This is a genomic window from Pseudomonas sp. FP818 (assembly GCF_030687335.1).
GTDB lineage: Bacteria > Pseudomonadota > Gammaproteobacteria > Pseudomonadales > Pseudomonadaceae > Aquipseudomonas > Aquipseudomonas shahriarae.
On record NZ_CP117427.1, the window covers coordinates 1954858 to 1969160 of the forward strand.

At 61.6% G+C, this 14303-nt stretch carries 12 protein-coding genes; 7 read left to right on the forward strand and 5 right to left on the reverse strand.

From position 1 onward, the window contains the following. Nucleotides 1-6 precede the first annotated feature (6 nt). Entirely contained in the window at nt 7-867 is an 861-nt protein-coding gene (locus PSH80_RS09020; RefSeq protein ID WP_057958954.1) for a 3-hydroxyacyl-CoA dehydrogenase family protein, read from the reverse strand. 305 nt (nt 868-1172) lie between these two features. Here PSH80_RS09020 and PSH80_RS09025 point away from each other — a divergent pair, with 305 nt between their 5' ends. Further along, nucleotides 1173-1508, forward strand: coding sequence for a helix-hairpin-helix domain-containing protein (locus PSH80_RS09025; RefSeq protein ID WP_057958909.1), 336 nt, complete (start codon nt 1173-1175; stop codon nt 1506-1508). Nucleotides 1509-1525: 17 nt separating this feature from the next. Here the strand turns inward: PSH80_RS09025 and PSH80_RS09030 are convergent, their stop codons facing one another. The 3 genes from PSH80_RS09030 to eat form a co-directional block, all read right to left on the reverse strand. Beyond that, a complete protein-coding gene (locus PSH80_RS09030; protein WP_057439206.1) occupies nt 1526-2116 on the reverse strand; it encodes a TetR/AcrR family transcriptional regulator in 591 nt (196 codons plus the stop codon). A gap of 134 nt (nt 2117-2250) precedes the next feature. Then, nucleotides 2251-2418, reverse strand: a complete 168-nt coding sequence (locus PSH80_RS09035; RefSeq protein ID WP_081044204.1) for a DUF2897 family protein — start codon at nt 2416-2418, stop codon at nt 2251-2253. A 111-nt stretch (nt 2419-2529) separates the two neighbouring features. After that, nucleotides 2530-3894 (reverse strand): ethanolamine permease, encoded by a 1365-nt coding sequence (gene eat / locus PSH80_RS09040; protein ID WP_057439205.1) that lies wholly within the window; start codon nt 3892-3894, stop codon nt 2530-2532. Nucleotides 3895-4294: 400 nt separating this feature from the next. Here eat and kdpF point away from each other — a divergent pair, with 400 nt between their 5' ends. From kdpF to PSH80_RS09070, 6 genes are all read left to right on the forward strand, one after another. Further along, the gene (kdpF, locus tag PSH80_RS09045) at nt 4295-4384 is read left to right on the forward strand and encodes a K(+)-transporting ATPase subunit F (protein WP_032863112.1); all 90 of its coding nucleotides are present in this window, start codon (nt 4295-4297) and stop codon (nt 4382-4384) included. An 8-nt stretch (nt 4385-4392) separates the two neighbouring features. Further along, the gene (gene kdpA, locus PSH80_RS09050; RefSeq protein WP_120732369.1) at nt 4393-6087 is read left to right on the forward strand and encodes a potassium-transporting ATPase subunit KdpA; all 1695 of its coding nucleotides are present in this window, start codon (nt 4393-4395) and stop codon (nt 6085-6087) included. Nucleotides 6088-6092: 5 nt separating this feature from the next. Continuing rightward, on the forward strand, nt 6093-8156 hold the full coding sequence (gene kdpB / locus PSH80_RS09055; protein ID WP_120732371.1) for a potassium-transporting ATPase subunit KdpB: 2064 nt from the start codon (nt 6093-6095) through the stop codon (nt 8154-8156). A gap of 55 nt (nt 8157-8211) precedes the next feature. After that, on the forward strand, nt 8212-8757 hold the full coding sequence (gene kdpC, locus PSH80_RS09060) for a potassium-transporting ATPase subunit KdpC (protein WP_057439203.1): 546 nt from the start codon (nt 8212-8214) through the stop codon (nt 8755-8757). 126 nt (nt 8758-8883) lie between these two features. Continuing rightward, nucleotides 8884-11535, forward strand: a complete 2652-nt coding sequence (locus tag PSH80_RS09065; RefSeq protein ID WP_057958913.1) for a sensor histidine kinase KdpD — start codon at nt 8884-8886, stop codon at nt 11533-11535. Nucleotides 11536-11584: 49 nt separating this feature from the next. Continuing rightward, the gene (locus PSH80_RS09070) at nt 11585-12283 is read left to right on the forward strand and encodes a response regulator (protein WP_057439201.1); all 699 of its coding nucleotides are present in this window, start codon (nt 11585-11587) and stop codon (nt 12281-12283) included. An 851-nt stretch (nt 12284-13134) separates the two neighbouring features. On the opposite strand, the gene PSH80_RS09075 is transcribed toward PSH80_RS09070, so the two are convergent. Continuing rightward, entirely contained in the window at nt 13135-14172 is a 1038-nt protein-coding gene (locus PSH80_RS09075) for a patatin-like phospholipase family protein (RefSeq protein WP_057958915.1), read from the reverse strand. Nucleotides 14173-14303: the final 131 nt, after the last annotated feature.

Below are 14303 nucleotides of genomic sequence, written 5' to 3' on the forward strand. Positions count from 1 at the left end.
TACGAATTAGTATTTATAAAAACCCTGGCCTGTTTTTCTACCGAGATGATTGGCTCTGACCATTTTTCTCAGCAGCGCATGGGCACGATATTTTGGGTCGCCTGTTTCATTGTGTAGTGTTTCCATGATCGAGAGATTCACATCGTTGCCAATCAAGTCCGCAAGTGCCAACGGGCCTATTGGGTGGTTGGCGCCGTAGCGCATCGCCTTATCAATTTCCTCGGCCGTGGCGACGCCCTCTGCAAGAATACCGATGGCTTCGTTGATCATTGGAATCAACATGCGGTTGACGATGAATCCGGGGGCTTCGTTAACAATGACAGGCTCTTTCCCCAAGCCCTTGGAAAAATTAACCGCCCAATCAAGCGTGTCACTTGAAGTGGCCAGTCCAGCAATAACTTCAGTCAGTTTCATGACCGGCGCTGGATTGAAGAAGTGTAGGCCAACTACGTTTTGAGGGAAGGCACACAGCGAGGCTAGTCCGGTGATTGACAGCGAGGATGTATTTGAAGCCAGGACCATTTCGGATGAGGAAATAGTCGAAAGTTCTTTGAATATCGCTTGTTTGGCATCCATGTTCTCTGCAATAGCTTCAATGATTAGCTTTGAGTCAGACAGTGAAGTGTAATGCTCAGCAGTAACTATTTTTTCGCGGTATTGACGGGCAAGTGATTCTTCCAGGCGGCCTTTTTTTACTTGGCGACTCCATTGGTTTTCCAACTCAACTAGAGAGTCATTAACAGAAGCAAGGCTGCGCCCTTTCCAGAATACGGTCGAGATTTGATTCGACTGCGCGAGGATCTGTACTATTCCTTTACCCATAGTGCCTGTTCCAATTACCGCTACAGAGTACAGGTCTGTCGACATTCGCATTTCGTCCCGGCTCGCTTCTTTTCGAAAAATTCCATGATATCCAATTCACCTGGCAAGATGAAGCAATCAGTGCCTGCTCCGACACAGGGCGTTTAGATAAGCGTTGATATTTCAGGCAGGTGTTGATTTTACTTTGTCTCTCCAGCCCCTGGCCACGTGGTTGCTGGAGGAGGGCGGCGCTTATTTTCGGCTGCCATATGTTGTAACTCACCCATTTTTGACTATCCCCCCACATCACCTAAGTTTGAAAAGCAGCTTCGGAAAGCTGCTTTTCCCACTGATGTCATGGAGCGTCTCTAATGCGTAGATCCGTTTTTTCCTCCCTGCTTTTTGCCTTCCTCACCAGCCTGTCCGCCGTGTCGATCGCCGCCCCATCGGCCAAGCCTGAGGCGCCGCAGCCGCTCGCGGCTCAGTTGAGCGCAAGCGAACAACCCACCCCCAAGGTCAACCTCAACGCAGCGGACGCTGAAACCCTGCGCCGTGATCTGTTTGGCATTGGCGCGGCCAAGGCCAAGGCGATCATTGCTTATCGCGAGTCCAATGGATCGTTCACGGTGGTGGATGAGTTGCTGGAAGTGAAGGGGATTGGCAAGTCGCTGCTGGAGAAGAATCGCGACAGGCTGGAGGTTAAGTAATCAAGGCAGGAGGCCGGTCATTGACCGGCCTTTTTTATGTCGGCAGGGGCTGTATTGACCCCGGTTTTCAGGCTTTCTCGCACCACGTCGAGAATGCGTGTCGCCAGTTCCGGGTTTTCGACACTGCGCGCCAGGACCAATGCACCTACCAGTGTCGACATCATCACCAGGCTTTGTTCGTCGGCATTGGGGCTGCCCAATGCGGTTTCGATTTGCTTGAGCCGGGCGTCGAGGACTGTATCGGTGGTGGGGCTCTGTTGCCCGCGCTGTCCCAGTTCCGAGGACATGGTGGGCAACGGGCAACCTTGGTCGGGGGAGGTGTGATGCCACTCTGACAGGTAACTGTCGATAAAGGCTTCCAGCGGTCGTTCCTGGCTGAAGAGCATCGCGCAATGCGCGTCCAGTTCGGCGGAGGCGGCTTGCAGGGCCTTTTCCACCAGTTCGTCCTTGGATTTGAAGTGGGCGTAGAACCCGCCATGGGTCAGGTTCAAGGCTTTCATCAGGGGTTGCAGGCCGGTGGCGCCAATGCCGTCGCGGCGAAAGCGCACCGACGCCTCTTTAATGATGCGCTGGTGGGTTTGAGCTTTGTGATTGTGCGAGTAGCGCATGAGAGGGCCCTCTGAAACATGGGGCCATATTAACCAAGGTTTGGTGCTGTTTCGCGGAGCGATTACAAATTTGCCTTAATCTAGATTGACTCGCCTGGCGTGCTGCCGGTAACGGTCAGCACGGGGCGTTTGTTTCAGCGATCCTGCGCGTCCTTGGCGTCGGCCTGAGCATTGCGCTCGGCGACACGTTTGCGTTGTTCGTCGGTCAGTTCCACTTTGTTGGCGCTGTCACGCAGCATCAGCAAGCCACCAACGATCGAACCGATGGCGACCACCATGATCAACCAGGCATACCAGGGCATAGGGCTCTCCTTGAGGCCGACTGCCATGGGGAAGATTCCCCACGGCACTATCAGCTTTGAGTGACGGCTTTCGTCAGTCGTTCCATTGTAGGCCCGTTCTGCCTCGCTGGTTTAGAGCCCGGTCAACATCGCATCCGCTGGCGCATCGGCGCGGTCTTGGGCGGTCAGTTGGAAGTAGATGAAACCTGCGGCCATGAACCCGAGGAAGATCAGGCCGATCAGGGTATTGAACCACGCCATGGCCACCAGGCAGACCAGCGCCAGGATCAGCGCAATGGCCGGCACGATCGGGTAGCCCGGCGCGCGGAAGGTGCGTTCCAGCAACGGTTCGCTCTTACGCAGCTTGAACAGGCTGAGCATGCTCATGATGTACATGACGATGGCGCCGAACACGGCCATGGTGATCATCGCGGCGGTCAGGGTCATGCCGCCGAGGTTGATCAGGCCGTCGCTGTAGATGGCGGCGATGCCCACCACGCCGCCGGCGAGGATCGCCCGGTGGGGTGTCTGGAAGCGTGACAGCTTGGCCAGGGAGGAGGGCAGGTAGCCGGCGCGGGCCAGGGCGAAGAACTGGCGCGAGTAGCCGAGGATGATGCCGTGGAAGCTGGCCACCAGGCCAAACAGGCCGATCCACACCAGCATGTGCAGCCAGCCGGAGCTTTCACCTACCACGGTTTTCATTGCCTGGGGCAAGGGGTCGTTGATGTTCGACAGGGTGCGCCAGTCGCCCACGCCGCCGGCAAAGAACATTACGCCCATGGCTAGAAACACCAGGGTCAGGATGCCGCTGATGTAAGCCTTGGGAATCGTGCGCTTGGGATCCTTGGCTTCTTCGGCGGCCATGGCGGCGCCTTCGATGGCGAGGAAGAACCAGATGGCGAAGGGGATCGCGGCAAAAATCCCGGCTATCGCCGGCGCGCCAAAGGTGTCGGCACCCGCCCAGCCGTTGAGGGCGAAGTTGCTGAAGCTGAATGCCGGTGCCACCACGCCCATAAAGACCAACAGTTCGGCCACGGCCAGCACGCACACCACCAGCTCGAAGGTCGCGGCCAGTTTCACCCCGAGAATATTCAAGCCCATGAACACAAAGTACGCCCCGACCGCTGCGTGTTTCGGGTCGAGTGCGGGGAATTGCACATTCAGGTAGGCGCCGATGGCCAGGGCAATCGCCGGAGGCGCGAAGACGAACTCGATCAAGGTGGCCAGCCCGGCGATCAGCCCGCCTTTCTCGCCGAACGCCCGCCGGCTGTAGGCAAACGGCCCGCCGGCATGGGGAATTGCGGTGGTCAGTTCGGTGAAGCTGAAGATGAAACAGGTGTACATGGCAGCGACCATCAATGACGTCACCAAAAAGCCCAGCGTCCCGGCCACGCCCCAGCCATAGCTCCAGCCAAAGTATTCGCCGGAGATCACCAGCCCCACGGCGATGCCCCACAGATGCAAGGTGCCCAAGGTGGGCTTGAGTTGGGTGTTCATTGCGCTGCTCCCAGAACGGTTTGGAATGTTTCAGGACATTGCAGCGGCCATGCCAGCTTGGAAAAGGGCGTCGTAAAGGGCAGGAACTGTCGCCCGGGAGATAGTTTGTTGTTTGCGACCGTAATTCCGTGCACCAGGGTAGGGCGGCGGCGGATAGGCTGATGCTATTGCGGGCAAGCCCGGCTGCCGCATTTGGCCGTATTCCCAAGGATGCACCCGGTCAACTGTGGGAGCCGGGCTTGCCCGCGATAGCGGCCTCAACAGCCCCGAAAACCTCACGCCCAACCCACTCTTTACGCCATCTTTACGCCCCCTCCACCCCCTCGCCCTCGTTCCTTTACGCCCCTTCTGCGGACAATACCTCCATACGCGGCAGTCGCCGTCTGACGGAGAAACTTCCATGAGTGTTCTGGATGGGGTGTCACTGCTATTGGCCGTGGCGCTATTCATTTATCTGCTGGTCGCGCTGTTGCGCGCGGATCGGGGCTAGGAGCGGCTATGCACAGTTATGACTATTGGCTGATCATCGCCTTCTTTGCCGTGGTGCTGGTTCCAGCGCCATTTCTGGGGCGGTTCTACTACAAGGTGATGGAAGGGCAGCGCACTTGGCTTACGCCAGTGTTCGGGCCGGTCGAGCGCGTATGTTATCGCTTGGCCGGGGTCGATGCGCAACAAGAGCAAAGTTGGCAGAAGTACGCCCTGGCCCTGCTGGCTTTCAACCTGTCGGGCTTTTTGTTGTTGTTTACGATCCTGTTGTTTCAGGGCTACCTGCCGCTTAACCCGCAGCAGTTGCCTGGGCAGGAGTGGACGCAGGCGTTCAATACCGCCGTCAGTTTTATGACCAACACTAACTGGCAGTCCTACAGCGGTGAAGCCAGCCTCAGCTACCTGAGCCAGATGGCCGGCCTGACCGTGCAGAACTTTGTCAGTGCCGCCACCGGCCTGGCGGTGCTTGTCGCCCTTTGCCGTGGGATTGGTCGCAAGTCCGCCAGCACCCTGGGCAATTTCTGGGTGGATATGACCCGCGCCACCCTCTATGGCTTGCTGCCATTGTGCCTGGTGCTGGCGTTGTTTTTGGTCTGGCAGGGCGTGCCACAGACCTTCGCTCACTATGTTGATGCCCTGACGATGCAAGGCGTTGATCAGGTGATCCCACTCGGCCCGGCCGCCAGCCAGATTGCGATCAAGCAACTGGGGACCAACGGCGGTGGCTTCTTCGGGGTCAACTCGGCGCACCCGTTCGAAGATCCGACGGCCTGGGCCAACCTGTTTGAAGTGGCGGCGATCATCCTGATCCCGGCGGCTCTGGTGTTTACCTTCGGCCATTACGTCAAGGATCTGCGCCAGAGCCGGGCGATTCTCGGCTGCATGCTCGCGTTGTTCCTGATTGGCGGCTCGGTGTCGCTGTGGTCCGAGCACCAGCCCAATCCGACCCTGAACAACCCGGCCGTCGAGCAGACTGCACCGCTGGAAGGCAAGGAAGTGCGTTTCGGCACCACCGCCACCGTGTTGTGGTCGGTGACCACCACGGCAGCGTCCAACGGTTCGGTCAACGGCATGCAGGACAGCCTCAGCCCCCTGAGCGGGATGGTGGCGCTGGTCAATATGATGGTCGGCGAAGTGATCTTCGGCGGCGTCGGTGCCGGTATGTACGGCATGCTGCTCAACGTGCTGATCGCGGTGTTCCTCGCCGGCTTGATGATTGGCCGCACTCCGGAATACCTCGGCAAGAAACTCCAGGCCCGGGAAGTGCAACTGCTGGTGGTGACCCTGTTGGTGATGCCCGTTGGCGTACTGGTGCTCGGCGCGATTGCCACCAGCGTGCCGGCCACTGCTGCAACCATCAGCAACCCCGGCCCCCACGGCTTCAGCCAGTTGCTCTATGGCTACACCTCGGCCAGTGCCAACAACGGTTCGGCCTTTGGTGGCCTGGGCGCCAATACCCCGTTTCATAACCTGATGCTGGGCTTGGGCATGTTGATCGGGCGCTTCGGCTACATCCTCCCGATCCTGGCCCTCGCCGGCAGCCTGGCGATGAAGAAAAGCGCACCGATTGGCCAGGACAGTTTCCCGACCCACGGCCCGTTGTTCGTGACGTTGTTGACCGTGACCATTTTGCTGGTGGGCGGCCTGACCTTCCTGCCGGCGCTGGCACTGGGCCCTATCGCTGAACACCTGAGCATGGGCTTCTAAGGGGTATGAACATGAATATGCCTGTAAACAATGCTGCTCCGGTCAAGACTCAGGAGTCGGCCAAGACCGCGATCTCGGCCCTGTGGCGCCCGGCGCTGATCCAGGCGTTCGTCAAGCTGGACCCGCGCCAGTTGAAGCGTTCGCCGGTGATGCTGGTGGTCGAGCTGACCGCAATCCTCACCACGGTGCTGTGCCTGGTGCCGGACAGCAGCGTGCCGACTTTTGTCGCAGTGCAGATCGCCCTGTGGCTGTGGTTCACCGTGCTGTTCGCCAACTTCGCCGAAGCCCTGGCCGAGGGCCGTGGCAAGGCCCGTGCCGACAGCCTCAAGGCTGGCAGTGAAGGCCTGAGTGCACGACGCCAGGAGGCAGACGGCAGCTTTACGGTAGTGCCCGCCACCAGCCTGCGCAAAGGTGATGTGGTGCGGGTTGCGGCCGGGGAAATGATCCCTGGCGACGGCGAAGTCATCGAGGGTATTGCGGCGGTCAATGAAGCGGCGATTACCGGTGAATCCGCACCGGTGATCCGCGAATCCGGCGGCGACCGCTCGGCCGTCACCGGCAATACCCGGCTGGTCTCGGACTGGCTGGTGATTCGTATCACCGCCAACCCCGGTGAATCGACACTCGACCGCATGATCGCCCTGGTGGAAGGCGCCAAACGCCAGAAAACCCCCAACGAAGTGGCGCTGGATATCCTGCTGATCGGCTTGACCATGATCTTCCTGCTGGTGGTCGTGACCTTGCAACCCTTCGCCTATTTCGCCAATGGCAGCCTGCCCCTGGTGTTCCTGGTGGCGCTGCTGGTCACGCTGATTCCCACCACCATCGGTGGCCTGTTATCGGCCATCGGCATCGCCGGCATGGACCGCCTGGTGCGCCTCAACGTGATCGCCAAGTCCGGGCGCGCCGTGGAAGCGGCGGGGGACGTGCATGTGCTGTTGCTGGACAAGACCGGCACCATCACCTTCGGTAACCGGCGCTGTGCAGGCATCTATGCCGCGCCTGGCGTCAATGGCAAGGAATTGGCCGAAGGCGCGCTGCTGGCCTCGCTGGCGGACGATACGGCAGAAGGCAAATCCATCGTCGAATACCTGCGCGCCTTGCATCCTTACACCGAGCCCTCCGTGCAAGAGCTGACCGGCGTGCCGTTCAGCGCCGAAACGCGCTTGTCTGGGGTGGATTACCAGGGCCGCGTCTACCGTAAAGGCGCTGTCGATTCGCTGCTGGCGTTTATCGGTCAGCAACGCCAAGACCTGCTGCCCGCGCTGTCCCGGGAAGTCGACAAGATCGCCCAGAGCGGCGGCACTCCGTTGCTGGTGTGTGCCGACGGTAAATTGCTCGGCGCGATCCACCTCAAGGACGTGGTCAAGCCGGGTATCCGTGAGCGCTTTGCCGAGCTGCGCAAGCTGGGGATCCGCACGGTGATGGTGACCGGCGATAACCCATTGACCGCCGCCGCGATTGCCGCCGAAGCGGGTGTGGATGATGTGCTGGCGGAAGCCACGCCGGAGAAGAAACTGGCGCGCATCCGCCACGAGCAGAACGACGGGCGCCTGGTGGCCATGTGTGGCGACGGTGCCAACGACGCCCCGGCCCTGGCCCAGGCGGACGTGGGCATGGCCATGAATGACGGCACCCAGGCGGCGCGCGAAGCGGCGAACATGGTCGACCTCGACAGCGACCCGACCAAGCTGCTGGACGTGGTGCAGGTCGGCAAGGAATTGCTGGTGACCCGTGGTGCGCTGACCACCTTTTCGATTGCCAACGACGTCGCCAAGTACTTCGCCATCCTGCCGGCGCTGTTTGCCTCGATCTACCCGCAACTGGGGGTGCTTAACGTGATGCACCTGAACAGCCCGCAGAGCGCGATCCTTTCGGCGATTGTGTTCAACGCGCTGATCATCGTGGTGCTAATCCCCCTGGCCCTGCGCGGTGTGCGGGTGCAGGCGGCGAGTGCGGCGGCGCTGCTGCGACGCAACCTGTTGATCTATGGCGTGGGCGGGCTTGTGGTGCCGTTCGCCGGGATCAAGGCGATCGACATGCTGCTGACAGCGCTGCACCTGGTCTGACCCAACCCTGTAGGAGCTGGCTCCTACAGGTCACGAATCAATTGAGGAAGATGAAATGTCCAGCATGATCCGTCCGGCCTTGAGCCTGTTGGTATTGATGACCCTGATCACGGGCGTGGCCTATCCGTTGGTAGTGACCGGCGTCGCCCAGGTGGCCTTTCCCGACCAGGCCAATGGCAGCCTGGTGCGTGACGCCGAAGGCAAGGTGCGCGGTTCCAGCCTGATTGCCCAGGAATTTACCGGCGAGCGCTGGTTCCACTCGCGGCCTTCGGCGGGTGCGTTTGCCACCGTGTCCAGCAGTGCCAGCAACCTCGGCCCGAGCAACCCGGCGCTGGCAACGCGGGTGTTTGACGACGCCGCGAAAATCCAGGGCCCCGGCCAGGGCCCGGTGCCCCTGGCACTCTTGACTACCTCCGGCAGCGGTCTTGATCCACACTTGCCACCGCAGGCAATTGCCTATCAACTGGCGCGGGTGGCGGCGGCACGTCAGTTGCCGGTGTCGACCCTGGAGCGCTTGATGGACGAGCATATCGAACAGCCGCTGGTGGGGCCGCCGGTGGTGAATGTACTGGCGCTGAATATGGCGCTGGAAAAGTTGTAGACCGTTGCGCCGCCATCGCGGGCAAGCCCGCTCCCACACTTGGAATGCATTCCGGATGTGGGAGCGGGCTTGCCCGCGATGGCGGCTGCATGTACCCAACATCCCTAACTGAAAGAAGACTGCCCCATGAGTGACTCCGGCCGCGCCGACGCCCTCCTAGCCGACCTACCCAAGCACGGCCGTGGCCGGCTCAAGGTATTCCTCGGTGCCGCACCGGGCGTGGGCAAGACCTACGCCATGCTCCAGGCCGCCCACACCCAGTTGCGCCAGGGCGTCAAAGTGGTGGCCGGGGTGGTCGAGACCCATGGCCGTGCCGAGACCGAGGCCTTGCTCAGTGGCTTGCCCCAGCAGCCGCTGCTGCGCTCGGAATACCGTGGGGTGATGCTCGAAGAAATGGACCTCGACGGCTTGCTCGCCACCAAGCCCAAGCTGGTGCTGGTGGACGAACTGGCCCACAGCAACGCCCCCGGCAGCCGCCACGAAAAGCGCTGGCAGGACATTCAGGAGCTGCTCTCCGCCGGCATCAACGTATTCACCACGGTCAACGTCCAGCATCTGGAAAGCCTCAACGATCAGGTACGTGGCATCACCGGCGTGCAGGTGCGCGAAACCCTGCCGGACTGGGTCTTGCAGGAAGCCGATGAGTTACTGCTGATCGACCTGCCGTCCCGCGAGCTGCTGGAGCGCCTGCGCGACGGCAAGGTCTATGTGCCGGAGCAGGCGCGCGCGGCCATCGACGCATTCTTTACCCAGACCAACCTCATGGCCCTGCGCGAGTTGGCGATGCAGACTGCCGCCGCGCACGTCGATGACGATCTGGCCCAGGGCTACCGGCAATTGGGCCAGGCCGCGCCCGCGGTGCGCGGGCGCTTGCTGGTGGGGGTGGATGGCGACGCCGAGGCCGAACGCCTGGTGCGTCACGCCAGCCGTGTGGCCCAGCGCCGGCATCTGCCCTGGAGCCTGGTGCATGTGGACAACGGCCGGGTGCGTGACGAACAGTCTCGGTTGAGGCTGCAAAATGCCCAGCAACTGGCCGAGCGTCTGGGTGGCGAAGTGGTGTTGCTGCGTGCCGGCGAGGTGGCCAAGACCCTGATCCAGCATGCTGCCGAGCGCCGTGCCAGCCTGGTGCTGGTGGGGCAGTCGCGCCCGCGCTGGCGGCGCCGGCTGTTCGGTGGCGGCCTGGCGGCGCGTTTGTTGCGCAATGCCCGGGGCCTGGAAATCAATATCCTCGACAGCGATGGAACACCCGCCGCGCCGCGTTTGCCCGATGTGCGTGGCCTAGTGTGGTTCGATTACGCCCTGGCGCTGCTGGCAACGGTGCTGGCCAGTGCGTTGGCGTGGGCGGTGTCGAGTGTCCTGCCGCTGCCCAACATCTCTCTGGTGTTCCTCGCCGCAGTGCTGCTGGTGGCGGTGCGCAGCAGCCTGGGTCCGGCATTGGCCTGCGCTGCGCTGTCGTTCCTGACCTATGACTTTTTGTTTATTCCGCCGAATTTCTCCTTCGCTATCCAGCGTGAAGAAGATGTGCTGACCTTGCTGTTCTTCCTGCTGATGGCGGCGCTGACCGGCAACCTCGCCGCCCGCCAGCGTCGGCAATTGCAGGCCCTGCGCGACACCCAGGAAGAAACCAGCGAACTGCTCGACCTGTCGCGCAAACTCACCGCTGCCACTGATCGCCAGGCGGTGATCAGCGCAGCGGCTCATCATCTGCAGGGCTGGAGCGATTTGCAGTTGTGCCTGGTCAATCGCGACGGGCCCGGTGAGTGGAAGGTCGAGACCGGCGGGCCACTCATCTTTACCGAGGCCGAGCGCGCCGCCGCCGACTGGGCCTGGCAGCACGACCAGCCAGCGGGCATGGGCACCGGTACCTTGCCGTTTGGGCGTTGGTGGTGGTGGCCGTTGTCTGCTGAAAACGGTCCGCTGGGCCTGCTCGGCGTCAGCCCCAAAGCTGGCCTGGAGCTCAGTGGCCAACGTCGGCGCCTGCTCACGGCCTTGAGCCAGCCATTGGCCCAGGCCCTGGCCCGCGCCCAGTTGGCGCAGAACCTGGAGGCCGCCCGTTTGCATGGCGAGACCGAGCAACTGCGCAGTGCCTTGCTGGCCTCGGTGTCCCATGACTTGCGCACGCCGCTGACCTCCATGCGCGGCAGCATCGACAGCCTGCTGGCCCTGGGCGAAGCCATTCCCCTGGAAGATCGCCGCGAGTTGCTGGAAGGCACCCGCGACGAAGCCGAGCGCCTGGACCGCTATATCCAGAACCTGCTGGACATGACCCGCCTCGGCCATGGCGCCTTGAAGCTGGCGCGGGACTGGGTGTCGCCCGGCGATATCGTCGGCAGCTCCCTCGGCCGTTTGCGTGCAGTGCTGGCGCCGTTGCAGGTGAGTACCGATGTGCCGCCAGAGTTGCCATTGCTGTATGTGCATGCCGCCTTGATCGAGCAGGCGTTGGTCAATGTGCTGGAAAACGCCGCGCGTTTTTCACCGCCCCATGGCCGCTTGCAACTGCGTGCTGGCGTCGCCGAGCAGGCGGTGTTTTTTTCCGTCAGTGATGAAGGTCCGGGTATTCCCGAGGAAGAGCGGGCGAAGATTTTCGATATGTTCTACACCGCCGCACGGGGCGACCGGGGCGGGCAGGGCACCGGGCTCGGCCTGGCAATCTGCCAGGGTATGGTCGGCGCCCACGGCGGGCATATCAGCGTGACCGATGGCATCGACGGGCGGGGCACGTGCATCACCCTGTTCCTGCCGTTGCAGACCCAGCCGAGCCCGGACAGTGAAGCGTGAGACGCGGTGCGCTACTCTTAACTTTTTTCAGTGATTGTGATGGAACACCATGAACCAGACTGCGACGATTTTGGTCATTGATGACGAGCCGCAGATCCGCAAGTTCTTGCGCATCAGCCTGGCCTCCCAGGGCTACAAAGTAATCGAGGCCGGGACCGGCGCCGAAGGGCTGGCCCAGGCGGCCTTGAGCAAGCCGGACCTGCTGGTGCTGGACCTGGGCCTGCCGGACATGGACGGTCAACAGGTGCTGCGCGAGTTGCGCGAATGGTCGACGGCCCCGGTGCTGGTATTGTCGGTACGTGCCGGCGAAGGGCAGAAGGTCCAGGCGTTGGACGGTGGGGCCAACGATTACGTGACCAAGCCGTTTGGCATCCAGGAGTTTCTCGCCCGGGTACGTGCGCTGTTGCGCCAGGCGCCCACCGGCGAGGCGCAGCAGGCCGCCCTGCAGTTTGGCCCGCTGATGGTCGACCTGGCTTATCGGCGGGTGCTGCTGGAGGGTGTCGACGTGGCCCTGACCCGCAAGGAGTACGCGGTGCTGGCGCAACTGGCGCGCCACCCTGGGCGGGTGATTACCCAGCAGCAGTTGCTCAAGGATATCTGGGGGCCGACCCATACCGAAGACAGCCACTACCTGCGGATTGTGGTGGGGCACTTGCGCCAGAAGCTGGCGGATGACCCGACCCAGCCGCGTTTTATCGTGACCGAGGCGGGGGTGGGGTATCGGTTGTTGGGGGCTGCTGAGGGCTGAGGGATTGTGGTTGCTGGGCCGGCGGCATCGCGGTATAGGTATCTACACAGCTCTTTCGTGGTTCTTGGGGTTGTGTCATCTCCGTTTTTGCGGTTACGGCGGCTATTGGTTCCGCCCTTACGGCGGCTCACTTTGGAGAAGCGCCAAAGTAAGCAAAACGCTACATGCCCCACCACTCGGTGCCTCGCCTAGGCTCGGCATGCCCGCAGTCAGGCATTGCTCCGTGGGCCCGCCGCGATCGGCCATCCATGGCCGTGTCGCGGCTACCCCGGCATCCATGCCGGGGTGCCCACTGCGCAATACCTGGCTGCGGCCATCGTGGTTTAACGGGGCGCCCAAGATCAAGATCAAAAGCCAGATCAAAAGCAGAGCAACAGCAACAGCAATGCCAAAGCCGGGGCGCGAAGCTCCATTCCCCCTGTGGGAGCTGGCTTGCCTGCGATGACGGTGTATCAGTCGATAAATGTATTGGCTGAGACACCGTCATCGCAGGCAAGCCAGCTCCCACAAGGGTACGCGCACGCTTCGGCGATCAGGTCGGCTGTCAGGCCGCCTCGCTTTGCTTGTGATTTTGATCTTAGGCGCCCCGTTAAACCACGCTGCCCCCCAAATCAATGTCGGATGACGGGCACACCGAGCCTAGGCGAGGTGCCGAGTGGTGGGGTAAGAGCCCTTTTGGTTACTTTTGGCTGGGCCGGCACTCCGGGCTCTTTTCCAAAAGTGAGCCGCCGTAAGGGCGGAACCAATAGCCGCCGTGACCGCAGCAACGGATATGTACACAACCCCAAGAACCACGAAAGAGCTGTGTAGATACCCATGCCGCGATAGGGCCTCAAGCCCCAGCGAAGATCTCAACTCTGCTCACTCTCATACCGATCCAGCGTATCGCTGGCAATCTCCCGCCCCAGCGCGATCAATTCCGGCGCCTTGTAGAACTCGAAGAACCGGCACACGCGCTTGGGCACGTTGATCAGCACATCCGGCGGGTAGCCGGCAATTTTGTACTGGGCCAACGACGTCTGCATCACCTCGAAACTCTGGTTGATCAAATCCAGCAGCGACGCCGGCCCGACGTTGTCGATGATGAACGAACCGGTTGCCGACTTGGGGGCGCCAGCGGTTTCCGGGGCTGCGGCCGGTTGCTGGGCTTCCGGCTCGGCGCCTTCGAGCCAGGGGTTGATATCGGCGGCCTGCGCCTGCAGCGCTTCCTGTTCCAGCAACAATAATTGTTCGGCCTGCTTGCGCCGAAACGGCAGATGGGAACCCAGTGAACGTACCAGGTTGTCGAAGCGGCTCTTGAACGCCGGCGGGCGCTGGATCACCGGCAGGCTGTAGTGTTTCTGGTTGGTGGCGTTGAGGTTGACCGCAATGATCAGGTCGCAATGACTCGACACCACCGGCACGATAGGCAGCGGGTTGAGCAGGCCGCCATCCACCAGCATGCGGTTGCCTTGCATCACCGGAGTGAACAGGCTGGGGATCGCTGCCGAGGCGCGCATCGCCTGGTGCAGGCAGCCTTCCTGGAACCAGATTTCCTGCTGGTTGGTCAGGTCGGTGGCGACCGCCGTGTAGGGAATGCGCAGGTCTTCGATATTGATCTCACCGACGATCTTGCGGATCTGCCCGAAGACTTTTTCGCCGCGTATCGCCCCCAGGCGAAAGCTCACATCCACCAGGCGCAGCACGTCCAGATAGTCCAGGCTTTCGATCCAGTTCCGGTAGTCCTGCAGTTTGCCCGCGGCATAGATCCCGCCCACCACTGCCCCCATGGAGCAGCCGGCGATACAGGCGATTTCATAGCCGCGTTTTTCGATCTCTTCGATCACCCCGATATGGGCATAACCCCTTGCTCCGCCTGAGCCCAGGACCAATGCAACGCGTTTTTTCATGACTGGATCCTTCGTAAAACAGCTGTCCACAATGCACCCAAGCAGGGGGCTGCTTCAATCCTAGCGGAGCAGAACGATAATTTTCGTAAGCCGAGCTATTTGCTCGGGTATGCTTTGTCTATCGGCGCTGG

Coding starts and splice junctions, on each gene's coding strand:
- PSH80_RS09020 (WP_057958954.1), bottom strand. CDS start 867: ATGTCGACAGACCTGTACTCTGTAGCGGTAATTGGAACAGGCACTATG.
- PSH80_RS09025 (WP_057958909.1), top strand. CDS start 1,173: ATGCGTAGATCCGTTTTTTCCTCCCTGCTTTTTGCCTTCCTCACCAGC.
- PSH80_RS09030 (WP_057439206.1), bottom strand. CDS start 2,116: ATGCGCTACTCGCACAATCACAAAGCTCAAACCCACCAGCGCATCATT.
- PSH80_RS09035 (WP_081044204.1), bottom strand. CDS start 2,418: ATGCCCTGGTATGCCTGGTTGATCATGGTGGTCGCCATCGGTTCGATC.
- eat (WP_057439205.1), bottom strand. CDS start 3,894: ATGAACACCCAACTCAAGCCCACCTTGGGCACCTTGCATCTGTGGGGC.
- kdpF (WP_032863112.1), top strand. CDS start 4,295: ATGAGTGTTCTGGATGGGGTGTCACTGCTATTGGCCGTGGCGCTATTC.
- kdpA (WP_120732369.1), top strand. CDS start 4,393: ATGCACAGTTATGACTATTGGCTGATCATCGCCTTCTTTGCCGTGGTG.
- kdpB (WP_120732371.1), top strand. CDS start 6,093: ATGAACATGAATATGCCTGTAAACAATGCTGCTCCGGTCAAGACTCAG.
- kdpC (WP_057439203.1), top strand. CDS start 8,212: ATGTCCAGCATGATCCGTCCGGCCTTGAGCCTGTTGGTATTGATGACC.
- PSH80_RS09065 (WP_057958913.1), top strand. CDS start 8,884: ATGAGTGACTCCGGCCGCGCCGACGCCCTCCTAGCCGACCTACCCAAG.
- PSH80_RS09070 (WP_057439201.1), top strand. CDS start 11,585: ATGAACCAGACTGCGACGATTTTGGTCATTGATGACGAGCCGCAGATC.
- PSH80_RS09075 (WP_057958915.1), bottom strand. CDS start 14,172: ATGAAAAAACGCGTTGCATTGGTCCTGGGCTCAGGCGGAGCAAGGGGT.